The 24,274-nt window shown below is 59.6% G+C and carries 23 protein-coding genes; 19 read left to right on the top strand and 4 right to left on the bottom strand.

Translation table 11 applies throughout. From position 1 onward, the window contains the following. Window positions 1-7 precede the first annotated feature (7 nt). From NFX52_RS09555 to NFX52_RS09545, 3 genes are all read left to right on the top strand, one after another. Window positions 8-763, top strand: coding sequence for a hypothetical protein (locus tag NFX52_RS09555; protein WP_055400044.1), 756 nt, complete (start codon window positions 8-10; stop codon window positions 761-763). Continuing rightward, complete coding sequence (locus tag NFX52_RS09550; RefSeq protein WP_055400046.1) at window positions 742-1,398, top strand: helix-turn-helix transcriptional regulator; 657 nt, start codon at window positions 742-744, stop codon at window positions 1,396-1,398. Before NFX52_RS09555 ends, NFX52_RS09550 begins: the two co-directional genes overlap by 22 nt. A 71-nt stretch (window positions 1,399-1,469) precedes the next feature. Next, complete coding sequence (locus tag NFX52_RS09545; RefSeq protein WP_252635615.1) at window positions 1,470-2,663, top strand: YqaJ viral recombinase family protein; 1,194 nt, start codon at window positions 1,470-1,472, stop codon at window positions 2,661-2,663. Between the two features lie 72 nt (window positions 2,664-2,735). On the opposite strand, the gene NFX52_RS09540 is transcribed toward NFX52_RS09545, so the two are convergent. The 4 genes from NFX52_RS09540 to NFX52_RS09525 are packed head-to-tail and all read right to left on the bottom strand — an operon-like array spanning window position 2,736 to window position 7,793. Continuing rightward, complete coding sequence (locus NFX52_RS09540; RefSeq protein WP_055400050.1) at window positions 2,736-4,793, bottom strand: HD domain-containing protein; 2,058 nt, start codon at window positions 4,791-4,793, stop codon at window positions 2,736-2,738. Window positions 4,794-4,802: 9 nt separating this feature from the next. Beyond that, window positions 4,803-6,689, bottom strand: a complete 1,887-nt coding sequence (locus tag NFX52_RS09535; protein ID WP_082437524.1) for a type IV secretory system conjugative DNA transfer family protein — start codon at window positions 6,687-6,689, stop codon at window positions 4,803-4,805. A gap of 7 nt (window positions 6,690-6,696) precedes the next feature. Further along, a complete protein-coding gene (locus NFX52_RS09530) occupies window positions 6,697-7,164 on the bottom strand; it encodes a PH domain-containing protein (protein ID WP_055400053.1) in 468 nt (155 codons plus the stop codon). Then, window positions 7,161-7,793, bottom strand: a complete 633-nt coding sequence (locus NFX52_RS09525) for an SEL1-like repeat protein (protein ID WP_055400055.1) — start codon at window positions 7,791-7,793, stop codon at window positions 7,161-7,163. The genes NFX52_RS09530 and NFX52_RS09525 overlap by 4 nt, the downstream gene beginning before the upstream one ends. Before the next feature lie 129 nt (window positions 7,794-7,922). On the opposite strand from NFX52_RS09525, the gene NFX52_RS09520 reads away from it, so the two are divergent. The 16 genes from NFX52_RS09520 to NFX52_RS09445 all read left to right on the top strand — a co-directional run bounded on the left by NFX52_RS09520 (window position 7,923) and on the right by NFX52_RS09445 (window position 24,272). Beyond that, window positions 7,923-8,471 (top strand): hypothetical protein, encoded by a 549-nt coding sequence (locus NFX52_RS09520; RefSeq protein WP_055400057.1) that lies wholly within the window; start codon window positions 7,923-7,925, stop codon window positions 8,469-8,471. Then, the gene (gene traL / locus NFX52_RS09515; protein WP_055400059.1) at window positions 8,468-8,749 is read left to right on the top strand and encodes a type IV conjugative transfer system protein TraL; all 282 of its coding nucleotides are present in this window, start codon (window positions 8,468-8,470) and stop codon (window positions 8,747-8,749) included. Before NFX52_RS09520 ends, traL begins: the two co-directional genes overlap by 4 nt. Before the next feature lie 2 nt (window positions 8,750-8,751). Further along, on the top strand, window positions 8,752-9,531 hold the full coding sequence (locus NFX52_RS09510) for a TraE/TraK family type IV conjugative transfer system protein (RefSeq protein ID WP_055400061.1): 780 nt from the start codon (window positions 8,752-8,754) through the stop codon (window positions 9,529-9,531). After that, window positions 9,531-10,550, top strand: a complete 1,020-nt coding sequence (locus tag NFX52_RS09505) for a TraK domain-containing protein (RefSeq protein WP_055400063.1) — start codon at window positions 9,531-9,533, stop codon at window positions 10,548-10,550. The genes NFX52_RS09510 and NFX52_RS09505 overlap by 1 nt, the downstream gene beginning before the upstream one ends. 12 nt (window positions 10,551-10,562) lie before the next feature. After that, a complete protein-coding gene (locus NFX52_RS09500) occupies window positions 10,563-12,083 on the top strand; it encodes a TraB/TrbI/VirB10 family type IV secretion system protein (protein ID WP_055400065.1) in 1,521 nt (506 codons plus the stop codon). Next, window positions 12,080-12,613: a type IV conjugative transfer system lipoprotein TraV gene (gene traV / locus NFX52_RS09495; RefSeq protein ID WP_055400067.1), complete on the top strand. Its 534-nt coding sequence runs from the start codon at window positions 12,080-12,082 to the stop codon at window positions 12,611-12,613. The genes NFX52_RS09500 and traV overlap by 4 nt, the downstream gene beginning before the upstream one ends. An 8-nt stretch (window positions 12,614-12,621) precedes the next feature. Further along, window positions 12,622-13,488 (top strand): S49 family peptidase, encoded by an 867-nt coding sequence (locus NFX52_RS09490; RefSeq protein ID WP_055400069.1) that lies wholly within the window; start codon window positions 12,622-12,624, stop codon window positions 13,486-13,488. Window positions 13,489-13,497: 9 nt separating this feature from the next. Next, window positions 13,498-13,848 (top strand): hypothetical protein, encoded by a 351-nt coding sequence (locus tag NFX52_RS09485; protein ID WP_055400072.1) that lies wholly within the window; start codon window positions 13,498-13,500, stop codon window positions 13,846-13,848. Next, window positions 13,849-16,248 carry a type IV secretion system protein TraC gene (traC, locus tag NFX52_RS09480; RefSeq protein ID WP_055400074.1) on the top strand — a complete coding sequence of 800 codons (2,400 nt, stop codon included), beginning with the start codon at window positions 13,849-13,851 and terminating at the stop codon, window positions 16,246-16,248. Between the two features lie 10 nt (window positions 16,249-16,258). Further along, window positions 16,259-16,603, top strand: a complete 345-nt coding sequence (locus NFX52_RS09475; RefSeq protein ID WP_055400075.1) for a hypothetical protein — start codon at window positions 16,259-16,261, stop codon at window positions 16,601-16,603. Then, complete coding sequence (lepB, locus tag NFX52_RS09470; protein ID WP_055400077.1) at window positions 16,596-17,123, top strand: signal peptidase I; 528 nt, start codon at window positions 16,596-16,598, stop codon at window positions 17,121-17,123. Before NFX52_RS09475 ends, lepB begins: the two co-directional genes overlap by 8 nt. Window positions 17,124-17,163: 40 nt before the next feature. Beyond that, window positions 17,164-18,099 (top strand): TrbC family F-type conjugative pilus assembly protein, encoded by a 936-nt coding sequence (locus NFX52_RS09465; RefSeq protein WP_162239779.1) that lies wholly within the window; start codon window positions 17,164-17,166, stop codon window positions 18,097-18,099. Further along, entirely contained in the window at window positions 18,096-19,232 is a 1,137-nt protein-coding gene (locus tag NFX52_RS09460) for a TraU family protein (protein ID WP_233573618.1), read from the top strand. Before NFX52_RS09465 ends, NFX52_RS09460 begins: the two co-directional genes overlap by 4 nt. A gap of 3 nt (window positions 19,233-19,235) precedes the next feature. Next, entirely contained in the window at window positions 19,236-23,153 is a 3,918-nt protein-coding gene (traN, locus tag NFX52_RS09455; protein WP_055400081.1) for a conjugal transfer protein TraN, read from the top strand. Window positions 23,154-23,161: 8 nt separating this feature from the next. Continuing rightward, window positions 23,162-23,428, top strand: coding sequence for a hypothetical protein (locus tag NFX52_RS09450; RefSeq protein WP_055400083.1), 267 nt, complete (start codon window positions 23,162-23,164; stop codon window positions 23,426-23,428). Between the two features lie 193 nt (window positions 23,429-23,621). Next, complete coding sequence (locus NFX52_RS09445) at window positions 23,622-24,272, top strand: hypothetical protein (protein ID WP_156358791.1); 651 nt, start codon at window positions 23,622-23,624, stop codon at window positions 24,270-24,272. Window positions 24,273-24,274 lie beyond the last annotated feature (2 nt).

Below are 24,274 nucleotides of genomic sequence, written 5' to 3'. Positions count from 1 at the left end.
GTTTTACATGGATTTGTCCACGTCTGGAGGGCCCGGAGATCTCGACGAACTGTCGGAGTTCGATGACGAGGCGGTGCCTGAAGATTTCGATCCGTTCGCGTTCGAGAACACGCTCACGCCAGCTGACAGCGAGATGGCCGAATTGTTCGACCGGGTTGCTGACGCTGCTGAAGATGACCGCCAGACCCCAGAGGTAACAGACGAGGACTACGAGCCCGAGACGCGTTGGATCGTCATGAGGCTCAAAAGGCACATTAAGGTGCTCACCTCCAAAGGTTCCAGCCAAGAATCCCGCTGGAGGGCGGTGCAATGGCTGTTTGTCAACGGGGCAAAAGACGCGAAGGGGGTGTCTTTCCACCTCTCCTGCGAAGCATTGAGCTGCAGGCCTGAGGTCGTCCAGCTGCGCACTATGTATGAACTCTGGCTGCGAGACGCGCCGCTTCACCGAAGCCTCCCTTTGCTCTCGGATCGAATCCCTGCGGAAATCGGCGACATGGTGTTTCATGCGTTCCCTCAGTACCGGAAAGCGGAGCAGGTCGCCGCGGATCTCTGGCAATACCCCGGGATGCCGTTTGCCGAAGCGGTCGAAGCGTGCCGAAGCCATGGGCAGGCTCCGCAGCTTCTCGACGAGATGATTGCGCGGGGTGTTGTGGGCGTCACGGGGACAGGCGATGCCATGCGCTGCTTTCTCATCGGCGCCAACCCTACACAGCTCTCTATCGCCAAGCGACGTGTGTTCACATGGCCAACGCTTTTCACCTGAGCCGCGACCCGGCTATACGGGCTGCCGTGCGCCGATCTGTACAGCTGGCTTGCTACAAGCGCGGCGCGATGCACCATGTAGACGACGTCGAGCAAGACACCTGGATCGAGCTGAGCAAGCACGAAATCGACGATCGCCCCCTTGCCGGCCTTGCATATCGCTGCGCATTTCTCATTGCTGGCGCACTCCGTCGAAAGTACGATGAACACCGCCCGGTCGTCCGAGACGATCCCGAAGGTGATCACGCACACGTCCTGGACGCCTTGCCTGCGCGGGATGACGTGGCAGTGGAGGTGGAACAGCACCTGGACTCAAGTAGGGCGTTCGCGACACTTTGCGATAGCGTGCGGGCGGCAGCTGGCGGGGACCTGGACTTCGAGACGCTCGCCCAAGAAGACGTCGCGCGCGCGGCCGCAGGCCGGGTGCGCAATCAGTATGGGAGCGGCAGCAAGGACCAGGCGGAGGTCTTCAAGGCCGTCCGCAAGCGCCATGGCTTGACACAGGCCGAGATGGCCGCCGCGCTCGGGGTCAAGAAGGCCACCTACATCTCCTACGAGCATGCGTGTGTTCAGCGCATTCCTGATGAGGTCATGCAACGAGTCGCGGCAATCGATGCGGCAACGCGGCATCCGTAGGGGCGGTTACTAGCCGCGGGTCGTCAATTCTCCCTGTACCGGCGAGGCCGGGTTCATAAACAGGAGAATTCATGATCTACGTAAACTTCAAGGCGCAGTCCGGCACACCTGACACCGCCGAATGGCACAAGTGGCGCCAGCGTGGGATAGGCGGCTCTGATGCAATCATCATCGCAGCCGCCGAAGGCCTGGTCGAACCCCCTTCGTGGGTCCGACACATCAACGCGCTGTTCTTCGAAAAGCGCGGCTATGACTGCTTCAAGGTGCAGACCAATGAGGCAATGCGGCGGGGCACTGAGCTTGAGCCAATAATCCGTGAACGCTTCGAACGGCGGACAGGCATTCCGCTGATGCCATCGTTCGGAGAGTGCGAGTTCAACCGGCGGATCCGTTCGTCGTTCGATGGTGTTTCCTTCGACGACCGAATCACCGAGATCAAGGGCAGCGAGAAGTGCTACCAGCGCGCATTGCTTCAGGAAATCCCGGAGTACTACACACCGCAGCTGGCACATCAGTTCCTGGTCTACCACGGCCACCCTGACACCTGGAGGCCCGATCTCGTGGGCTATTTCTGCGCTGGTCATCCCGAGCTCGAGGACATCGCCACGGTGACCTACAACTCTGGGCAGCTCCAGTTCCTTGCGCGAAAGTTGCTTGCGGCCGAGGAGCGATTCATCGACTCGTTGCGCAAGAACGTGGCGCCGGCGGGAGGCCCCCGGTTCATGGAGTTCATCGAGAAGATCGAACCTCTCATCCGAGAGAGGCTTGCCGCAGAAGAGTTGGTCCTTGGTTCGAAGCAAACTCTAGTCCAAGCCATGTCGGAGGGGCAACGCGTAGACGGCTTCCAGCTGAAGCAGGTTACGCCAAAGCCAAAGACGGACTGGCGCGCGATCATCGAGGAAGTGGGCGCCACAGAGGACGAGATCGACAGATACCGGAGCAAGCCGGTACTCGCCTTTAACTGTTCACGTGCCAAGCTTTTGGATGTGCCTCTGAAGGACGCGATTGGTATGTACCATGGCCAGGTGAAGCGGCTGGCGGAGGCGGAAACGCAGCTCAAACCGGTGCAGGAAGAGGCCAAGGTGCTCATGTCCAGCCTGGGCCTGGACCAACTGGTAGGGCCCTACTTCTCGGTGGTGACGCGGCGGGGTACCCCTGCCTACAAGCGGTGGTGGACAGAGCGAGGTATCGACAAGTCGATCATCGCCCGTCACACCACGGACGAAGAGTCCGAATCGAGCACGCTGGAAGCGCTCCCTGCGTGACAAGTTCTGATCGCGCAATACAAAAAGCCACCTTCGGGTGGCTTTTTTCATTCTCGGATCCCAGCTTGCACCTTATCGGCGTCGGCTGGGGGATTTTGGTACCAGGTAGTAGCTGCGTCCTTCATGCTCAGCAACGCTCGACCTTTGGGGCGGCAACATGTTCATTGCCTCCACCGCCTCGACAAGGAACAACGAGCCCATGTCTGTCCGAACCATCGGATTCGAGCCCGGGTTCGACGTCTGCCAGGCGAATAGCAGCGATGCGTCAAACACTAGCGGATCGCCTAGTGGGCCGCCCAGATCCTTCTTCTTTGAGGGACTCTTCCCGACGGTCGCCTGCCTCTTCACGAGTGCCCTCTGCACAAGCTGATCGTGTGATTCACCTTGGGACGGGAACACTGGCTCCGCGATAAACGATGGGTGCTTGGCCTCTTCGGAGTGTTCCACGTCGATGCTCGTGGCCAGGGCGATGATCGCCCGCCGTGCAACACTCGCAGAGGGCTCCTTCTTCACGAGGAAGATGGACGCAGATGGCGGATAGTATTTCCCCGCGTGCAGGCGGAACAGTGCCTGTTTGTCTTCCAGGACGCGGCAAATGCTCTGCTCGAAGATCGAGGCACAGTCCGCGCTGTGGAGCAGTTCTTCGGGCACAGGGTAGCCGTTCGCCTGAAGGCCCGCGATGATTTCGTCCATCATCAGGTAGGCCCAGTCTCCGAACCGATACGCCAGACCTCGTCCCCTGGGATTGCCGCTTCCATGTTGCGCCCCCTGCAGAAGAGCGAGCAGAGCTTCAAACCGAAGCCCATGGTCCATGCTTGGAGCCTCCCAGGAGCTCAACGTGTTGGAGATCGACTCGGCGTGTTGCGGTGGCGGTCCTGCTTGTCGTTGTGGCCCGGCTCGATAGGAGACTTCTGGCTCCACTTCCCGGCCGGCGAGCTCGCCCCACAACTCCGCACGGTCAGGCTCCACCATGGCGGCCGTGTCGAAATCCTGCATCGAGGCGGGCGCGGCAATGCCTTGTACACCGGTGGACTGATCCCAAGCGTGCACGGTACTTTGTGCGACGTCGGCTTCATCCATGGGCTTCTGAAAGGGAACAGGAATCGCAGGCTGTGCGTTCCCCAAAAGGGCAGGCTCGGCATTGTCAACCGGTCCTTGTGCGTCCTCACTTGTGCCAATGAGACGGCCCTTTGCCTCCTCAATCCCGGTGAGGTTGTCGACGCGATAGAGGAGTTCAGTGAGGCTTCGGGCTCGATCGTCGATCCTCGGCGTCCCGGGAATGCGGGAGATCTTGTGGTAGTAGCCCACTGCGATGAGGAGCCGCATCAGTTCCGCCGTGTCCAATCGCTCGCATTCTGGAAGCATCCTCAGAATTCGCGCGCCGATGGTGTCATGGTCCGCATGCACTTCGGTCCAGACACCAGCCTTTCCCTCTTGGTAGCAGATCGCTTTACCTATGTCGTGCGCGAATGCAGCGAGGGGTGGCAGCGGGTCGTCAGCGTCGAACGCGTGAGAAGGCTTGGACCGATCCAGAAGCTCGAACATCTTTGCCCCTGCCTTGTTGTGGTGCCCCGTGTATCTCCATTCCGCGCAATGACGGTGCATCATCAGAACCACGTTCTGCGAGTGGTCGATAAGACTGGCTCCCCCGTGGCCTTGAGGATGGAACGTTGCTGGCACGGACCGATTTGCCTGGAGGAACTCGGCACAGGCCGTCATGACCGCAGCATGGTCGGGGTGCGACGCCCTATATCGGTTCCACCATCCCCTCAGCTGCGGGTCCCACCACATTGTCATGTCGCCGATCCGCGCGCGCTTGACACACAGCTCTTGAGCCGGCGTTCCCGGAGTGGCCGCTAGGTAGAACCGTACTGTCGGCAAGGCACCCATCGAGTTCTTGATTTCGAAGCGCGTCTGGCCCGCTGCCCTTCCAAGTAGCCCCTTCCACTCGGAGTCGAATAGGTCGAAATCGGTGAACGAGAGGGCCGCGAACGCGCCCGCCGCGGCCATCACCATCAAGAAGAGCACCAGGGAGTAGATGAGGTCCAGTGGCTGATCAGAGAAGAGGGCGCCGGCAGACAGCGCGATGATGTTCCAGCCAATGAAAACGGAGACCAAGGCTCGCAGCATTCTTGCTCCTTACAGAGGACTAAGGCCGCGCCCGGCGCCACGCGAGGAGGTACCCCCTTGGCTCTCGGAAGAGGTCCACCGCTGTGGGTTCTTGTAGAAGTCCAGTCCCTTGACCGTAGGAGTCGCGAGGCGATTCACCGCGTACTGCCCGATGGATTTGTAGAAGTCTGCCGTGAAGTCGAACTTGGGAATCTTGATGTGGTAGATCTGCGAGTTGCCATACAGGACGAGTGCCTCGCCCTTGCCCAACTTCTGAAAGGTCGTCGGGTGGACCCGAGGTACACGCTCGGAGCGCTTCGTGATGCCCATGCCGTCCGAGCGGGTGCGATTCGCCGTGGAAAGCTGACCTTCGCTCGCGCCTGTCGCCGACGACCGGCTGCTGCTCACGCTGTAGGCCATTGCTTCCTCCTCTCCGAACATTGCCGAACCAGCCGCGACAGTCTCCTCTTCACCGAGCTTGAAGAAGATCTTTGTCCAGGTGTTCCCGACGACCATCGAGCGGAACTCCGGGCTCACGGAATCCAGGTTCGCAATGGTCTGAATGGCTGGGACCAGGGCTTGGTGCGCTGATCGACCTTGCTCGAACATCCGAGCCCACGATTGCGTGGCGTAGCTCCCCGCCTCGTCGAAGAGGCCAAGAGTTGGGGGCCATGGTCGCATATGCTTCGGAAGCTGCTGGATCCAGCTGATGGCGGTCCGATAGTCCCCGGTGAACATCTTCCCGAAGTTCGACGCCGCTTCGGCCTTTCCCATCGTGGGGAGGGCGACGTAGATGATCCTGTTCGCCATGATGTCTTCGAACAGGTTGCACTCCGGACTATAGGTGTTCGTGAACTGCCCAAAGCTGCCAGTCCCGAAGCCATATAGACGACCGCCAATCCCGCCGAATAGATCGCGCATCTTCTTCATGTCGAGGGTCGGATTGCCGCCAGCCTCTCGCGAGGCGACCTTGAACTGGTCTAGCCAGAGCTTGAACATCCGCCCGCCTTCGGAGTCCAGGTTCACTTGGCGCTCGAGGTGCATCATGGCCGCGGGCGACTGCAATGCAATGGCAAGGTCCAGAAAGTTGTACCCGATTCCCCGCATGCCGGCGATGTGCTGGTTTGCCGGAATGTCATTGAAAGCATTCACGAGGGTCGCGATGGCCTGATTCGCAGCCTGGCGATAGTAGTCGGTGCCAGGGCTTCCCTCGCTCGCGGGGATGAGCGACAGGACGCGGGAGGCGATCTCGTCCGGGTCCCCAAACAGGACCGGGTTGTAAGTGTTGGACAGGTTCGGGTCTCCAGCATGGATGACGCGTAGGTCCGCCGCTCGTCCGGCCCAGCAGGCCATCGCATAGATCTTCTGGAGATTGTCCGAGTCAATCTTTCCGTCCACGAAGACAACGCCGCCACCACGCGCTATCTGCTGGAGTGTGACCCACTCGGCAAGGACGGTCTTCCCGACACCTGATTGCCCTGCAATGAGCGCATGTCGCATCCAGTGCTCCCAGTCCACGGTCACAGGGCGGCCAGTGACGACGTCATAGCCAAGCATCATCCCGTCCCAGTCGTTCCATCGTGCGGGGGAGGGCAGATCTACATCCGAAAGGATATTCACCTTGGACTCGTGCGCCCGTCTTGGCGACAGCGCGACTTCGCGCATGGTCCGCCCCAGCCGCCATGCCCCAGCCGCTGAGAGGCCCATTGCCGATGCTCCAATCACACCGGCGGAAATAGCCGACGCAATCGGGGCACTTGCTGAGAGGCTGCTCACAAAGCTGCTGGCGAGTGATGCGATTCCGGGATTGGCCAGGGTCAGTCCTGCAGCGATAGATCCTGCCGTCAGCAGGTCTTCTCGCCCGCCGAACTCGATGACAGGGAGAAGCTCGCGAAGTGTGCGCTTGGGTTTCGACATGACTTCCTCAATCGGTGGACGTTTTTCCGGGAGAGGCGATGCAACGCTGGGCTAGCTGCATCACCGTTCTTGGCGTGTAGATGTCATCGAACAGCACGTCGGGTTCGTCGGCCGCGGCGGTGTTGAAGGTGAGGGTGCCGACATCGAAGATTCGGCCGATGAGCGACTGAGTCATGTTCACAGACCGCACGTCCCGCAACATCACGGTGGTCGTGCTCACGCTGAAGATGCCCTTTCGCGAGGTGACACGGCCATCCTCCAGGACGTAGAGGTGGGAATAGCGCCAATACAGGGCAGGTCCCGCGGCCAGCAGAGCGAGGCCGTTGAGCCAGTACACGACCGTCTCTTGCACCACGGGCGATGACCACGTGTCAAGGCCCACGTAGAGGGCCAGTGCCAGAAAGGCGAGTGAGCAGCCGATGTTCAGAACGTAGGTGCGCCAGGCCGGACGCAGGCGAAGTGGAAGCTTCTTCACTTGAGGCCTCCTGCGGCGATGGTCTTGCAAGGCGTGACGTATGCGGGTGTTGCTGCGTACAAGGTCTCCTCCAGCGCGACACATGCTTTGAGGCTCTCGGGAATGCCTCGCATCGCACCGTGGTGGTACCAGTAGTACGCCGCCCATGGGCTTTTGGCCTGTCCGTCCCAGCCGTGAAGGTAGGCGAAGGCTAGGTCATGAGCAGATTCCACGCTGCCTTGATTCAGGGCCATTGCGTAGAGCGCGGTGGCTGTCGGGCGCTCGTTGCGCTCGAAGGCCTGAGCAAGCGCGCGGCTGACTTCCGCGCTTCGATGACGCGCGGCGTAGCCAGCCGCCCACGCGGCCGCATCCTGGGAGTTGCCAAACCATGAGTAGATTTGCGGGATGGAGTCGCTTGCAACCAGCTCAGGCCTTCCTTCCAGGCGCGACACCCTTGCTTGGGGATCCGGGATCTCGCAGCCGATCTTCTTGAGAACTGCTGCTCGGGCCGACGCGTCGTACACGCCCGAGGCCTCGGCTCGATAAATGCGGTGCTGGTCCCCAAAGGACAAGCAAGGGGCGGGTGCCGTCGCACAACCCGTCAGCGCAACGGCGCAGAACGCTAAAAGAACAGGCAAGGCAGGGCGCATGAAGGCTCCTTGTTTAGGTGAAAGTAACGAAACAATTATACGTTTTGACGCAACAAACGCGAAAAACAGAGGTGATAACAAAATTGTTCTTGGTGTCAGGCCGCTGAATGGCGTAACATAACGCACCAAATGCACCAATCCTCCTTGCAAGACATGTTTGTTACCCACTGCTGGAAGGCTGCGGCCATCCTGATCCCGGTTTGCGCGCTGGTCGCCGGATGCTCGGCCCCGCTGCCGGCACGGCAAGAGGCCTACCGGCTTGCGGACATGGGGGGCGCGCCGGTCTATGGGCCACGAAACGCCGACCGCGTCGATGACCTCGCCATCGTCGTCTGGGACAAGCCCGTGCGTTACGTGAGAACCAAGCCTGGGAAGGCATCCGTCGGTTCGGCTGCGTTGTCGACGAAGCAGATCGCGCGCGTTGCCGTACGCCATGGCGAGGCGGACCTTCAAGGCGTCAAAACCACATCGCTCCTGCCAAAAGACGCGGAACGCTACTTGGTGGATTTCGTCGTCGCGACAGAGACCGACCTTGAGGGCATCGACAAGGCATGGGCAGAGCAGGTCTTGCCCAAGTTCCTGGCAGCGGGCTATCAGCGCGGGAAGTTCGTTGTGGCCGGAATGAAGGTAATGGCTACAGATAACCCAGTGATCGAGATAAGGGCAATTCTGCAATGAGAACTATCGATATCCCATCCGCGATCGTCGACGATCCTCCGCATATCCTCTTTTGGGAGGCCGATGAATTTATTCCGGCCCTCACAATTTTTGTGATTCTTTATCTCTGGGATATGACATTCCTTGCCATCGTGGCGTCGATAGCTTTCACAAAAGCATTCGCACGTGTTAAGGGATCGAATATGCGAGGCCTGTTGTTTCATATGCTGTGGTGGCCCGGGCTGATTCGGATGAACTCGGTTCACGACAGCGGCCTCAATCGACGATTCGACGACTAAAAATGGATTTCAAAAAATACGCACAAAACCTGAGCTGGATGCAGTTCGCACTGGCCGGTTCGCTTGCCACGAACGTGCTGCTCGCCATGGCCTCAGTGATATTTATGTTCTCCTACTCCTCACGAGAAGTTGTCACGCGTGTGATCCCTCCGCAAATGACGCAAGGGGCGGAGATTGGTTCCAGGGCGGCAAATGCCGAATACAAGAAGGCTTTCGGACTATTCTTTGTGAACCAAGTCGCAAATCTCCAGCCGCTCTCCGCGCCCGGAATTATCGACACGATGTCAACTTTTGTCTCGCCAGCGATATTTGGCGAGTTCCGAAGGCAAGCACTTGAAGTAATCAAGGATCCAGTCCTGAATGCGGCTGCAGTAAGCACTGACTTCTCACCTAGTCAAGTCCACTATGAAAAGGAGACTGATCGGGTGTTCGTGATTGGGACACTGCGGACAAAAGGAGCAGGCGTAGATAAGACGCGGAATATTGTCTATGAGCTAACCGTCGCAATTTCCGATGGCAGACCATGGATTACGCATTTCACGTCCTATGTAGGAAATATTCCACAGAGTCTCACCATTCTCATGGGGAAAGCGAAGAACAAGATCGAGGACATTGAACCGGCACGACAGCCTGTGCAGCGCCGAGAGGAAACTCCAGAGGCCCAGGCAGCCAGTGAAATCGACGCTCAGGGAATTATCGTGCAGCGCGACCTGCCCGTACGCAACCTGAAGGAGGCGATTCAAACCGAGTTGAAAGAAAAACCAGCAATTAAGGCCGATTAATGCCCATGTTCAATAGCAACAGAAAATTGTGGACTGCATTTGCCGCGCTGATTCTCAGTGCGTTTGCAAACACGTTATTCGCTCAACCAGGTCCAGGCGAGGAGGCGAAGGCTCCAGCGAAAGAAGGTGCAGTCTCGGTCAAGGGGGAGTCGAAGCAAACGGTCATCCAACGCGGCGCGCCCAGCGAAGCGTTGAAGGCAGCTGCCGACCTGCGCACCCGCGCGGGAATGGCACCGCCCCCAGAAGTCCGCGATATTCGCCTTCCGGGCTTGAAACCCGACGATCCACAATTCAAGCCCTTTGTCCTGCACACACGGGTGGGCGTGAATGAGATGGTGACGCTCTCGTCGGATTTTCTGAATCGAATCTCGACTCCGTTCGAAGATCCCATCGTGGTTGATATTACCGACCCGAAGTCCGAGAAACACAAGATCACGGGCAGCGAGGTGTATTACCTCCCCTCTGGTGTCGACCCCATCGGGATCTACATCTTTGACAAGGGCAACCCGACCCAGACCATCAGCCTGACGATTGTCCCAAGGGCAGGTATCCCGGGCCAGAACTTGCTGGTCAAGCTGGAGAACTTCCGGTCCGTCAGGCAGCTTTCGCTCGTGCCAGATGTTGGCCCCGTGGTGAAGCCTGCTTCCAACGACTTCGAGGCGATGCTGGCCTCGCTGGTGGTAGGCGCGATTCGAGGGAACGTCCCTGGATTCTCACCCGTGCCACTGGAAGTCGGCGAAGCACGCATTGATGACGTGCGCATCGTGCCGAACTTCGTCATGCAGGGCAGCTACCTGGACATCTATCGCTACAAGCTCACGAACGAAGGGACTGTCCCTATCGACATGAACGAGGGGGCGTTCTACCGCGAGGGCATCAAGGCTATCACCTTCTTTCCGCAAGTCTCGCTACAACCTGGGGAGTTCACGTACGCTTTTCTGATCAGTGAGAAGGCGACGGACTTCAGCAAGGACTTTGCTTCCGAAGAGCGGCCAGCTGGTCGGCGCACTTCGAAGTGACGGGAGCCCAGCATGGAAATTGACAAGCTGAAGGCCAAGCGCGTTCTCTACATCACCGCTGCCGTCATCGTTCTTTTTGGCGTTGCACTTCTGATGGCGGTCTGGGGCGACAAGAAGAAGCAGAAGAGCCCTTCCCTGAAGAAGCCGGAGGTGACTATCTATCGCGAGGGCGGGCTCACAGGCGTTGAGCAATTCACCTCGGACATGAACTCAGTCCGTAAGAGCCTCTCCGACCTGACAAAGATCGCTGAAAAGCAGCAGAGCTCCATGGAGACGCTCAATCAGCGGGTTTCCGAACTTGAGAAGCCACAGAGCCGTGCAAAACATGGCGATTCGCCTGATCGCGAACGGGACGCACCAGCTGAACGGGTGCCCGAGTTCAATGTCAAGCGCGAAACTCTCGATCTCAAGGCTGCCCCACCTCTCGCGCCACCTTTGCCGCGTCCTCTGGCTGGGGCCGGACCAATCGGCGCCCCGGCACCTGCCGTGCCGCCAGCCAGTGCTGCGGAAAAACCCGGGCAGCCAGCCGCAAGTGTGCAGCCGCGCCAGATCAATATCACCGATTCAAGTGGTCAAAGCTTCGACTTCAAGAAGGTGAAGGAAGAGAAGGCGCAGGCGTTTGAAGCCGCTTTTGACGCGAAGAAGGCGCAGAACGTGTTCATGCCCGTGGGCTCTATGTTCACGGCGGTGATGCTCACCGGCGCGTCCATGCCCACGTCGGCCGCAACACAAAAGAACCCGATTCCTATGGTGTTCCGCGTGAAGCGCGAGGCGATCCTTGCGAACTTCGCTTCCATCGACGTGCGCGACTGCTTTTTGCTGGCCTCCGGCTACGGGCAGATGGCCACTGAGCGCGTGATTCTTCGCGGCGAGGCACTGACCTGCGTGCGCCCTGACGGCGGTGTCCTGGAGACGCCCTTGTCTGCCTACATCGTCGGCTCAGATGGCCAAGTAGGTGTTGCGGGCCGCCTTACCAGCAAGCAGGGCCAGCTGATCGCAAATGCTCTCCTCGGCGGCACCATCTCTGGACTTGCGTCCCCACTCCAAAGGTCAAGAGTGCCTGCCCTCAACCTGGCACCTGGTGCAGGCTCGATCTACGAGGACGAGAGCATGGGCCAAGTGCTTCAAAGCGGCGTTGCTGGCGGGTTCTCCCAGACCACCAGTGCCATCGCAAAGCACTATTTGAAGCTCGCGGAAGAGACGTTCCCGGTCATCGACGTGGCTGCGGGCGAAGTGGTCACGGTGGTCGTGAGCCAGGGCGTACCCCTCCCGCTCAAAGGATCGACCTCGCTGAACCGAATCGCCTCCGACTCAGGCGATGGTGCGGTGAGAACCGCGCTGCACCGGCCGACATCGCAGCCGAAGGGTGGAGAAGCCGCGGCGCAAAAAGATCCTGCGAAGCAACCCCAGGCGCAGCCTGTCTGGCAATCCGGCGCAGCTTTTGGCACGCCGGAAAAAGATAGCTCCAAGCCAGAGTCGCTGAGCGACGACATCAATTCCGCAATACGAAATACCCTGGGGGCACTCAAGTGACAGAACAGAACAAACTCCATCGAATTGGCCTGGGCGCAGCATTGATCGCTGCTTCGGTAGCCACCGTCGGCTGCGCGTCCACCTTCAACGTCGGCGAGACCGAGTTCGCCTGCAAGAAGGAGGAGGGATGCCCGACGCCAATCGAGGTCTATGAGGCGACCCATGGAAACTCGTCCGAGGTACGCATGGGCCGCACGCCGAAGAGCTGGAAGGCCAGCTCCAGCGACGTTGTGCGATTCAACCAGGACACAAGGGCCAGCAAGGAGACACGCGGCCTGATTGACGCCACAGCCGTCAAGGTGCCGGGCGACAGGGCGGTTCGCCCCCTGCGGTCGGGATCGGAGGTAGCGCGGATCTGGATTGCACCCTGGATTGATGAGGCGGACAACCTTCACTGGGCACGCTACACCTTCGTCGAAATCTCGAAGCGCCGCTGGGAGGTTGGTGAGAAGGAGATCAGGAGCGGCGGAACCTCCGTGCCATTTGTGCAGATCCGCGGCGATCGCGAACCAGGGGTGCTGCGGAAATGAAAACTCCAATGGATACCTACTACGAACTCGCCTCCCGCGATCTGCGGGCGAACGCACGCTGGAAGACGATGCGCCGCCTCGCCTGGGGCGCTGTAGTGGCCGTGGTACTCACGCTCTGCGTACTGATCTTGTTCAGCGGAGAGAAGGACGATCAAAACGTCGTGCCAGTCGTCCGAATCACGGGCGAGATCGGCCCGGCACTCGACATTGACAGCCTGCATCGCCAAATTGAGCGCGCTATGGCCTCGTCGAAGAGCGGGATCATTCTCGCCATCGACTCGCCTGGTGGAGACCCCAATCACGCGGTGAGGATCAAACATCGCATCGCGTCGGTGGTTCGCGAGTTCCCCGAGAAGAAAGTGGTTGCCGTATGTGAGCGGCTGTGCGCGTCCGCCGGCTACATGATCGCCCTGGAAGGCTCTGTCATTGCGGCAGGTCCGTACTCGCTGGTGGGCTCGATTGGGGCGGTTCTGATGAACGGGAACTTCTCGGACCTCCTCAACAAGGTTGGAGTTACCTACAAGGCCTACGCATCGGGTCCCTACAAGGCGATGCTGAATCCCTACATCCCTTCGACTGCGGCAAACGAGGAGAAGGCGATGCAGATCGTGAAGACATTGGGCGCCAGATTCTCTTCGGAGGTCCGGGAACGAAGAAAGCTCTCCCCAGCCGCCGATATTGATGGTGGTGAAGTCTGGACCACTGATGTCGCCCTCGAGATGAAGCTCATTGACGAAGTGGCCGTGATCGAGGACGTTGCTGAAAAACACTTCGCGGGTGCTCGCCCTGTTGTTGTGAAGCGGGGCCGCTCGCTGCCCAGCGCTCTTCAGTCAGTGAATGAGTGGCTCGCTGGCCGCGTGAATCTGTTGTTCTAGGGGACGCACATGGAAGTAGTCAAATCGATCGCCATTGCACTGGCGGTGTACGTGGTGGTGTCTGTGTCCGTGTACTTTGGATACACGCGGATGAACCAAGATCACGCCGCGCCGGAAATCAAGATCGCAACGATCGACATCCGGAAAGTGAGCGACGAAATTTTCAAGAGCGGTGGCATTGGGTCTGCCGGCATCAGCGACGCGGCCCAGCTTTCCGACCGAATCCAACGTGCCTCCAAGTCACTGGCTGACCAGGGCTACTTGGTGGTTAACAAGCCGCTGATCCTGGCTGCGCCGGAGACTCTGGAAGTCTTTGACGCCACGGGCGATGTGGTGAAGGCAGTCCTGGGAGATCGCTAGATGGCCAAGCGAAACCGACCATCCGTCCACATCCCGGTCCTGGCATACGACTCTGACAACTATGTCTTTCAGTGCCGCGGGGGATACCTCGGCGTTTGCTGGGAATCTGCGCCCATGGTTGGTGCGGACGACCAGACTGCGGACATGTTGGCGAACGCATCGTCTCTGCAACTCCCGGCCGGCTCGTTCCTGCAGTTCAGCATGATCGGCCTCCCTCACATCAAGCAGTACACGACGTCCTACCTGAAGGTCAAGGCGGAGGGCATGCATCGTGTGGAGAGCTCCGAGACGCAACGGACGTTGCTGGAGGTGTCATCGCGTCGCGCAGCGTTCATCGAGGCTGGCGCGAAGGAGCCGCTGCTCCCAAGCTCAGGCCAGCTCATGCACGATCGGCGCCTGATCATCAGCCTCAAGATTCCAATCGCGGGCCTGAACCCGACCGAAAAGGAAGCCAAGTTTCTGTGCGACGTGAAGCTGAAGTACGAGGACAGTCTGCGTGCCGCAGGCATCTTCGGGCGGCCGATGCGCGGCAAGGACTATGTCGACCTAATTGCCTCGCTCTATAAGTCGGGGGAAGGCGCACAGAACATAGAAGTGGTCGACAACCTCACGCTTGACGAGCAGTGCTTCCAGCCAGGGGACCGCCTGGACACCGAGCTTGACAGACTGGTGCTGAACGAGGCGACCGACATCCGAGTGCTGGGGGTGAAAGCCCTTCCCAAGAGCGCCAGCCTCGCGCTGGGCTACATGATGCTGGGCGACTACCTCGGCAACAACAACCAGTTGCGGTGCCCGTACCTTCTCTCGCTGTCCATTCATTTTCCGGACCAGGCGAAGAAGAAGTCCGACATGAAGACCAAATCGGTCATCGCGAGCTACCAAGCCTTTGGCCCATTGCTGAAGTTCATTCCTCGCCTCGCCGCGAAGAAAAACAGCATGGACATCGTGATGGACTGCATCGAACGCGGTGAGCCCGTCATCGAGGCGAGCCTCGGTGTCGCGCTGATCCATTCAGACAGCGAACTACTTTCGGGCGCTACGGCAGCGCTGGCAACCTACTACGACTCGCTCAACATCACCATGCAGGAAGAGAAGGGAATTGTGCTCCCTGCATTCACCAACCTGCTTCCGCTGGCGCCTACCGCAGAGTCGGTCAAGAATCTGTTTCGGTACTCGACCATGGGCGTTAGCCATGCGCTGGCACTGGCCCCCCTGATGGGCGAGTGGAAGGGCACGGAGCGTGACAAGGCCGCGATGCTCTACGCGACGCGCCGTGGGCAGGTGGGCACTCTGGACTTTTACTCGGGCTCTGCAAACTACAACGCCGTGGTTTTTGCTGGATCAGGTGCCGGCAAGTCGTTCTGGGCCCAGCAAGTGGTCAGCGACTACCTGGCCGCGGGCGCCAAAGTCTGGACCATCGACGTCGGCCGAAGCTACTACAAGCAGTGCAAGGCCTACAAGGGCGAGTTCATTGACTTTCGGGCCGACTCTGGGATCTGCTTGAACCCATTCACGAACGTTGTCAAGATCGATGACGAGGTGACCCTCATTGGCGCACTGATCGAGAAGATGGCGGCGCCTGTGAAGGGCTTCGAAGACTTCCAGCGGTCGTCAGTTGAGCAGGGAATCAAGGCGGTGTGGGGGTCCCACGGGAATGCCTCGACCATCGACGACGTCGCCACCTACTTCCTGGAGCAGGACGACCCTCGCATCAGTGACATTGGCGCTCAACTCTTCTCGTTCACAAAGCAGGGCTCTATGGGCTCCTGGTTCAACGGGCGCGCGAACGTTGACCTTTCGAAGGATTTCGTCGTGTTGGAGCTCGAAGAGCTCAAGTCCAACAAAGTCCTCCAACAGGTGGTTCTGATGCAGGTGATCTCGGCGATTCAGCACGAGATGTACCTGGCCGGCAAGTCTCGGCCCTTGATCCTGCTGCTCGACGAGGCCTGGGACCTCCTCAAGGATCCCATTGTGGCGCGGTTCCTCGAAGACGCATGGCGTCGATTCCGCAAGTACGAAGGATGCGGGATCTTGATCACCCAAGATATTGCGGACCTGTACGAGTCGGCTTCGGGCCGTGCCATTGCCACGAACTCCGACTTCAAGATCGTGATGAAGCAGAACCCTGAATCAATTGCCCGCATCCAGGACTCCAAACAGCTCGTCCTGGGCGCAAACGTCTTCCAGCAAATGGGTTCCGTGCACACGGTACTCGGCAAGTACTCCGAGTTCATGGTGATCTGCTCCTCGGGGATCGGGATTTTTCGCTTGATCACCGATCGCTTCTCGCAGGTCCTCTTCTCCACCAAAGGACGGGAGCGTAGCCAGGTCATGGCCGACATCGATAACGGCAAACCTGCAGTCGACGCTGTGAACGACTACATCGCCGAGTACGGCTGAAAGGGCAAACATGTTGGGTCGAACAATTGTTTTCGTTGCGGTCGTCCTCACGGGTCTTTGGGCGGCGGCCGTCTTCAACGAGAAGGATGAATGCGCGAGGCTCGAGCGACTGCTCGCGGTCGTGGACATGCCAGTGGAGATCGCGCGCATGTTCAACGCCAGTGACTCGTCCTGGTCGGAGTTTCAGCACAAGGCCTCGCTGCAGGCCAGAGATGCGCTCCTGCCCGGTCGGGACTGCAAGTTCCTCGGTGCGCGCGAGAAGCAGTGGCAAGGAGAGGTGATGGAGCGCGTCACCAGCGGTGGGCTTCCACCCGAAGAGGCAGAGGTGATTCTCCGGGGGAAAAGCCGTGAGTAGAACGGCTGGGTCGTACATCCGCTGGACGCTCGCGCTTTCGGCTATCACCGGCGCCATCGGCGGCTCAATCCTTGCGTCCCCGTTCCGCCTTGGATTCGATGTGCAGAGGTTGTTGGGATTCCCAAGCTGTCTGCCGTCCTATGTGTACTTTCTGGACTACCGCAAACCCATCCGCGCGCCGAAGCGCGGCGACTACGCGGTCTTCAGCTATCCGGCTACCAACCTTGGAGTCGGGGCCCGAGAAGGGCAACGCGCCGTCAAGATCGTGGCGGCGCTACCCGGCGAGCTGGTGGAGATCGCGGGGACCGAGCTGTATATGCGTGGGGTGCCTTGGGCCTACGACCGACTGTGGCTGGCCAAGTCGATTTCTGGAAAAACTGTTGGGGATTTTGATGCGAAGTACAAAGTGCCAGAAGGCACCTGGTTTGCGTATGGCACCGAGAAGGAAAGCCTTGATAGCCGCTACTTTGGGCCTGTTGAGCAGTCTCGCATCGTCGGATACGCGAAACCCCTCTTTTGAGGAAACGGCTCGAATGGCCGCGTCGCAGTTCTCTGCGCCCATGCAGCCCTACATTGCGGAGCGCGAGCGCAACCTTGAGGGCACCGAAGAAATCGTGGTGTTGATCTCTTCCTCGATGCCTGCCGGTGCGCTACGGGCGCTGTTCGCCCAGGCGCACGAGTATGGCGCGGAGAAGGTTCGTTTTGCGGTCCGCGGGTTCGAACCGCGCCAGTTGGGCCGGACCATCGCGGGCTTCAGAGCTCACTTCCCCGACCCCGCATCAGAGTACGTTCTGATCGACGTGGATCCAAACGTCTTCCGCCAGGTCGAGGCGCAAGCCGTGCCCGTGTTCCTGGTCAAGGACAAGGAGAGCTGGTTTGAATCACGCGGAGAAATCAGCTTGTTTGGCGCTGTGGAGAACGTCCGCAAGCGCGGACCATTGCAAATCGGGCCGATGTACACCATCGCAGAACCTGACGTGCTGGACGTAATCCAGAAGGAGGGCTCAAAGCTGGACTGGGCCGGCATCCAGGCGAAACTTGCCGACAAGGCCTCTAGGGGCGAGGTTCGAGCTCAGTCCATGCTCCCGACGGCTGGAGAGACTAGACGCATCCGGCACTCTCCCCGCGTTGCGGTCCAGCAGGACGTGGTCGTGGTGGAGCAGGGAGGGTACAAGGTGCTCGCACCTGCAGGTGGCTTGGTCAATCCGCTGGCGCATTCGAAGTTCGACCGGACCGTGGTCGTGATCAACGGCCAGGACGCGAGCCAGATCGCTCTGGCGCGGTCATGGGTGAAGCAGTACGGCGCCCAGAGCGTGGACGTCTTCTTTGTGTCTTCGGCAGAGGTCCCACGTCTTCAGCAAGAGATCGGCGCCCCGGTATACCCGCTCTATGACTGGATGTCGGGCGCGTTCGGTGTAGAGGCCGTTCCAGCGCTCGTACGGCCGGAGGGGCAGGAACTGGTGATCCAGTACGTTCGGCCGGGGGATCGGCCATGAGCAAGATGCTTTCACACCTTTTCCGGTGCGTGGCGTTCGCCGTGCTGTTGGCCGCCACATCGAGCGCCTGGGCCGAGGCCCGCAGCACGATGTGCAACAACTACTCGATGCTCAAGAACATGTTCACTGACGTGTGTTGGAGCGGCATGTTCCCCATCCGCATCGCAGGTGCCACGATGATCTCCGGAAAGAGCGGGGTTCCCGAGGACGCCTACAAGAGCCCACTGTGCAAGTGCGGTGGGGACATTTCGAAAGGCCAGTTTCCGAAGATTGGGTTCTCCGTGGGATTCTGGGCTCCAGCCAAGGTCATTGACGTCACACGCCAGCCCATGTGTTTTGCCTCGCTTGGGGGAACGCGTGCGTCCATGCCCAGCATTGGCTGGTTCGGTTCTGGAAGCAACACCGGCCGGGCCGACCGCAGCAACGGCTTCTACAACTGGGTCGCATACAGCGCGCCTCTGATTTACATGATGCGGCTGCTCGATGAGAACGCCTGCGCGCCCGACGGATTGCTGGACTTCGACGTCATCAACATGAGTCCGCTGTTTCCGAACTGGAACGATGTTGTGGGGCGATACGCGGCGTTCATGAACCCTGAAAGCATGTTCCTTGGCACCGTGAGCGCGCTGGCCACCATGCCGATCGATTCGATGAGCACCATCGTTAATGACAAGCCCTTGAACTATCTGCACTGGGCAGCAGGGCAGTGGGGGATGCTCTATCCAATGACGGGCTTTGACGAGTCAAGCAGTACCTCGGACACCGTCCGCTTTTCCTCGCTGATCGCTGCGCGCTCGATGGCTCTGATGCACCGCCTCGGGCTGCTGCGCGGCACCGTCGGTGGGTCGAACATCTGCGAGCGCAAGGTGCAGCCCATCATGCGTAAGGATGCGTTCCGCTGGCAGATGGTCGCTCCATCACCCGAGTACAACACCATTCCTGGTGCGAGCGGAAACGGTGCCACCGTACGAATGATCGACCGGCCTCATGGTCGAGGAACCTGTACGCACCCGACGGGCCTGCCTACCCCCTTGTGGGGCATGTGGCGCAACGTTCCCGCCACCGGCGAAGACCACTCCTACATGATCTTTCAATACACCGACTGCTGTTTCGGTATTACCCCCGCTCCCTAAACCATGTGGCTCAAACTCACCGGAAGAATCCTGATAGCCGTTCTCGGGTTCAACTACAGCGTTGGCGCCCTTGCCCAGGCCGTGACCACGCGGATGGAGCAGTCCGCGCTCGATGCTGCTACGACCAAAGAACGAAACGTCACAGGCTGGATTGACCAACCTGCAACGCTCCCGGGGCCGACCTCGCCGAACGTCACGCCGTTGGCAGGTTCCGCGATCTACCGAGCGCCGACGGCGGGTGAGGTCAGCCTTGATCGCGCGGCTTCGACCAAGTGGTCCACCCAGTTTGCGCCCGCCTCGAAGGCCGCAACGCTGGACAGCGCCCAGTCAGGGCAGGACATGGCCTCGCAGTCACTGGATGCGCTGATGCCCAACCCGAATGCGGACTACAACCGTGCTCAGGATGGTGTGACATCGACCAGCAGCACGGGGAGAAAGGTCAATGTCAACGAGCTTTTTCCAAACTTTAACCAGACTGAGGCGAACGAGATGTCACAGATGGGGAAGGACACGTATGCCGACCCCACAAAGCTTGAGCCTTTGACGAAACAGAACTCTCGCAACCGTCGCAAGGATGGGTGCCGGAGGACCGAGTTCGTGTCGCTCTACAAGCAGCAGACGAGCTCAGCTCGCGCGGCCGATGCCAATCACCGGATCTACCGCATCACCTTCCAAGAAACCGAGAAGCGGGCTGTGGTGGGTGCCCCCGAGAAGAAGGCGTGCTTTCGCAACGGCAATCCGAACGCTGAGTGCGTCCAGGAGCCTTTATTCGACGTGGACACGAAGGCCTCGACCTACTCGCAAGGCCAAGTGCGGCTGCAGCTGCCGACCCTCGGCGCGAGCGCCAGTACCTGGCAGGACCAGGTCGACGAGGGACATGCGATTCGGTACGAGTACACGCCATTTTCAGCAGGCACGAAGTACAACTACTTCACATACAACCACAGGCTTTTCTTCGTGGTCAATGGTGCAATGCAGGATGCCACGCAGCATGTAGCGAGCTACGGGACGGCAAAGGACAAGTGGACGTCGGTCATCACCACGTCGGTTCCCCAGGGAACCAGCGAGGTGATCTTGCTTGCGGACTTGTACCGGACGGAGGTGAACTACTACGAGCCTCCGCCATCCGGATGCATGCCAGATCCCCCGACGACATGCGCAATCCCATCGCGAGGCGGGGACGTGATCAACTGGTGTCCTGGTGAGCGCGGTGCATCAGTGCTCGAAATGTATGACGATCGCCGGCAGGACACGGCCGCGAACACTGGGCACAAGTGGGTCAACGACGCGATCGCGAACACAGCACGGAACGACCACTCCAGCGACACTGGGCTTCAGGCGCAGATGGTGGGAAAGATGAACGCGTCCTCTGGCACGAAAGCCATGGAGCTGGTCAACTCGTGCAATCGGATCAGCGACGGCAGCTTCACGCAGAACGGCGGGAAGCCATACAACCGGGAGCAGGTCAACAACTGCGAGAAGATCATCAAAGAGGCCTTCACCCCGAACGGATGCTCTGGCATGCAGCGCCAGTTTGGACTCGCTGAGGTTGGGGATCATGTCTATCTGCGAGTCCGTGGGTGGAACAAGGTCAAGCTGCCAGTGCTGGACGCGCTCGGGAAGCCGACGGGCCAGTTCACGTACCGCAGGGACCCTGTCCCTGTGCAGGGTGCCGTCGCGAACATCGCGAGATTCCCGGTTCTGTCGCCCGCTCTTGACTGCCCGGATTGCAATACCGAGCCGGAGGAGGGCTACTACGTCGAATACATCCACTCTCCTTTCGGAGGTGACCCCAAGAAGACGGGCGTGAGCCGCATCCGAATGCTCGGGGGCACGGCGACCGCAAGCCACTTTGGTCGCCCTTCGGATGGCTGGCTCCCAGCTGTCAGCGCCACCGCAGACAGCTCGCGCACCGAAGTTGAGTTCGCTGCCGCCTTGCAAATGGTCACGGTGAATGAAATCACCGGTTGCAATGACTACCTCAAGATGGTTAGCGACAACCTATGCAAAAAGCCGACTATGGCGTGCACGGACCAACGCTCGACCGTGACGAGTGGTTCGGTGACGTTTGGCCACGGGCTAGCGACTTCGGGATTCATTGACATGCTGAGCCCTTGGCTCAAGGGTTCCGCGTCCTTCCCGGACTACGCCGAGGCAGGCCCATCAGCTCCAAATGCGAGCGACAGTGAAGACTGGTTCGGCCTGGACAAGATGTGCTGGGGAGCCAAGGGCGGCCCGCTGCTGCAGTGCGGGAAGATGGAAGGCGAGGGAGTCCAGTTTGACGAAATCACGGAGGGCGACAAGGTCTACCAGAGCAACTGCGCATACGCGGAAAACGTCGACGGAAAGAAGCTCTCCCAGTGCCGCCCGCTGCCGGCGTTCAGCGTTTGCGCGGACCAGCGGTTCGTCGGCTTGTTCTCGGGGATTTGCTATGTGGAAAACAAGGCATTCGACTGCGGGGAGCAGGCTCCGGGAAACTGGACCACCGACACCGAGAACCAGGTTGATGTTTGTCAGGGCACGCTGCGGTGCGTAGGCACCGAGTGCACGCGGCCCAATCTGACAGGCTCGTCCAAAGCTGACTTCGCGACAGCGGCCAGTGGCATGGAAGCGCTCAACATGATGAAGTACGACATGGTGTGCGCGGAGACTGGAAAACCGCCTGCATCGCTCACGGAAACCTGCACGCTGTCCATTTTTGGCGGGAAACAGTACTACTGCTCCTATACCGTCGGTAGCGGGAAGGTGATCACCGATGTGGCACTGGTAGATGGGAACTGCTGCCGTCAGGCCCGAAAGGACGTGAAGAACGAGGCACCCAACTGGATGCAGTACCTGCAGGGCTACTACATCGTCAAGAAGATCGGCGAGAACTCGATCACCCAAAGCTACCTTGCCAACACTGGGATCAAGGATGTCTACAACAACGCTGGGCGCTTCTACGGAGAGGTTTCCGATCAGATCACTGCGCCGTTTCACGATCTCTATGACAAGGGCTCGGCCTTCATCAACGACTCCATCGTAAAGCCGGTGAGCAGCGGTCTCGATCGATTCTTTGGGGCATCGGGTTCGTCCACCACCATTCCTGCGGAAGCCGCGGCCGATGGAGTCACGAAGCTCCCAGCAGCTCAGTCCTACTTCGGGAAGTTCGGCAGTGCGTTGAAGAGCTTCCAGCAGGAGCTGATGAAGCGTGCTTTTGAGTTTGTGAATGCAATCAGCCCAGAGCTGGCGAATGCCATCTTCATGGTCGGTCCGGACAAGGTCATCACGCTCACTCCCGGGTTTGAATTGGCGATGAATTCGTACTTGATCTTCCGCCTTATCGTTCAGATCATCTTTGCCTGCAAGACGCCGGAGTACGAGTGGGCGGCAAATGAAAAATGGCGATTGTGTTCGTTCGCGGGGACTTGTTGCTCTAAGAAAGTAGCATTTCTGGGTTGCATCCAGAAACGTGATTTGTACTGCTGCTACAAGTCCATTGCAGCGCGAGTGATCGCGACAGAGATCTTGCGGAAAGGGTTGATTCCTGGCCGTTCGGGGTACCAGGTTCAGGGGTGTTCTGTGAACTGCAGCGGGTTCACGCCTCAGGAGCTGGGCCAGGTGGACTGGGCGCAGGTCGATTTGATGGAGTGGACCGATTCCTTGATCGAGTCTGGACTCATCAACCCGCAAAGCCCGGAGTCGCGCTACGGGGTGCAAGGCAATGAAATTGATCTGAGCCGCTCGCTCGCCATCGAAGACTCCACCGCTGACATCGATCGCACAGTGCCTGCGGTCAAGACCGTTGATCTGCTCAAGGAAAACAGTTCTGAGCTGCTCGACATGTCCCGCGCTGTAGATCAGTTCGAGAACTGCTACGACCCGAATGACAAATCGAAGATGCCTTCATCGTATGCAGCTTGCAAACCAGCGGAAAAGTAGGAGGACGTGTGGAAGTTGTGGGCGCATTGATCTTGATCGTGATCGCAGTAGCCATCGTGGCCTTGAAGAAGGCGTTCGATGGGGATGAGGACGATGAGGAGTACGTCGCCCGGCAGCGGCGGCGGAGAAAGCAGCGCCGGGCCCGGCGGCGCGACGTCGATGAGGGAACGCATGATGTGCATCGGATTGGTCAGACGAATCTTGAGAACGTGCCGTTGTTTGAGCGGTATGGCGGCGGCGGCAACTCTGGGCCTAGCTCTGGGCCCGGCCAGTAGCGCGAACGCTCAGACGGGGATACCGACGGACCGGATAGGTGGGAGGCAGGAGGCGACCCACCCTCTTTGCGGTCTCTCGCGCGCTCAGGACAGGAAGAATCGCCTCGCCTGGCTTGACGGGATTTCTCGCCGGGAACCTGCTCACCTGCTGATCCATGCCGAGAATATCTACACGGGCCAGCTTGACTTGCCGATGCGCTCGCTGCAGTCCGCGCTAGAGGAGTCAGCACGGCAGGGCGTTCCGCAGGCGCAGTACAACCTGCTGTTCCTGGTCTACAGCCGCTGGGTGGCTGGCGAGCAGGTTACCGAGCAGGAGGTTGCCGATGCGCTTGCAAAGGTCCAGATCGGCACGTTCCGCGGTCAGCTGGCGTTCAAGATGGGGTACATCTACTCCTTGTTGCGCGAGCACGTGCTCCAAGTCACGGACGGGCCGACGCTGGAGGGCTATCGCTTGGCGGCCGGCTATGGGAACGCTGACGCGGCGTATCGCTATGTGGTGGGAGTGCTGCAGCACCGGTCTGAACAGGTGGCTGCCGATCCTGAGCTTCGCCGATATCTGAAAAAACTGGTGAACACCTTGAGCGGGAGATCGTCGCAGCTGATGGCGCTGCGGGGCGTCCTTTGGAAAACAGGGTTCTTTGAGGGCACCCCGCAGGCTCGCGCCTACTATGGCCAGCTGTACAAGCGAGTGAGTGAGCTGATGGGCGCGCGTGCGGCAGGAAATCAGGGTGCTGCAGCCCGATCAGTAACAAAAGTGGACAGAGATGCGGAAAGGCTAATTCAAGTACAGCATTTGATAAGCGCAACAATTACGGTAGACTACGAATTCGTTTGTCAGCAATGATC

The sequence above is a fragment of the Acidovorax facilis genome (genome assembly GCF_023913775.1).
Lineage (GTDB): Bacteria > Pseudomonadota > Gammaproteobacteria > Burkholderiales > Burkholderiaceae_C > Acidovorax > Acidovorax facilis.
Note: the sequence above shows the minus strand (reverse complement) of the source record. Positions and strands in the feature narration are given on the sequence as shown.

Coding starts and splice junctions, on each gene's coding strand:
- NFX52_RS09555 (WP_055400044.1), top strand. CDS start 8: ATGGATTTGTCCACGTCTGGAGGGCCCGGAGATCTCGACGAACTGTCG.
- NFX52_RS09550 (WP_055400046.1), top strand. CDS start 742: ATGGCCAACGCTTTTCACCTGAGCCGCGACCCGGCTATACGGGCTGCC.
- NFX52_RS09545 (WP_252635615.1), top strand. CDS start 1,470: ATGATCTACGTAAACTTCAAGGCGCAGTCCGGCACACCTGACACCGCC.
- NFX52_RS09540 (WP_055400050.1), bottom strand. CDS start 4,793: ATGCTGCGAGCCTTGGTCTCCGTTTTCATTGGCTGGAACATCATCGCG.
- NFX52_RS09535 (WP_082437524.1), bottom strand. CDS start 6,689: ATGTCGAAACCCAAGCGCACACTTCGCGAGCTTCTCCCTGTCATCGAG.
- NFX52_RS09525 (WP_055400055.1), bottom strand. CDS start 7,793: ATGCGCCCTGCCTTGCCTGTTCTTTTAGCGTTCTGCGCCGTTGCGCTG.
- NFX52_RS09520 (WP_055400057.1), top strand. CDS start 7,923: ATGCACCAATCCTCCTTGCAAGACATGTTTGTTACCCACTGCTGGAAG.
- traL (WP_055400059.1), top strand. CDS start 8,468: ATGAGAACTATCGATATCCCATCCGCGATCGTCGACGATCCTCCGCAT.
- NFX52_RS09510 (WP_055400061.1), top strand. CDS start 8,752: ATGGATTTCAAAAAATACGCACAAAACCTGAGCTGGATGCAGTTCGCA.
- NFX52_RS09505 (WP_055400063.1), top strand. CDS start 9,531: ATGCCCATGTTCAATAGCAACAGAAAATTGTGGACTGCATTTGCCGCG.
- NFX52_RS09500 (WP_055400065.1), top strand. CDS start 10,563: ATGGAAATTGACAAGCTGAAGGCCAAGCGCGTTCTCTACATCACCGCT.
- NFX52_RS09490 (WP_055400069.1), top strand. CDS start 12,622: ATGGATACCTACTACGAACTCGCCTCCCGCGATCTGCGGGCGAACGCA.
- NFX52_RS09485 (WP_055400072.1), top strand. CDS start 13,498: ATGGAAGTAGTCAAATCGATCGCCATTGCACTGGCGGTGTACGTGGTG.
- traC (WP_055400074.1), top strand. CDS start 13,849: ATGGCCAAGCGAAACCGACCATCCGTCCACATCCCGGTCCTGGCATAC.
- NFX52_RS09475 (WP_055400075.1), top strand. CDS start 16,259: ATGTTGGGTCGAACAATTGTTTTCGTTGCGGTCGTCCTCACGGGTCTT.
- NFX52_RS09465 (WP_162239779.1), top strand. CDS start 17,164: ATGCAGCCCTACATTGCGGAGCGCGAGCGCAACCTTGAGGGCACCGAA.
- NFX52_RS09460 (WP_233573618.1), top strand. CDS start 18,096: ATGAGCAAGATGCTTTCACACCTTTTCCGGTGCGTGGCGTTCGCCGTG.
- traN (WP_055400081.1), top strand. CDS start 19,236: ATGTGGCTCAAACTCACCGGAAGAATCCTGATAGCCGTTCTCGGGTTC.
- NFX52_RS09445 (WP_156358791.1), top strand. CDS start 23,622: ATGCGCTCGCTGCAGTCCGCGCTAGAGGAGTCAGCACGGCAGGGCGTT.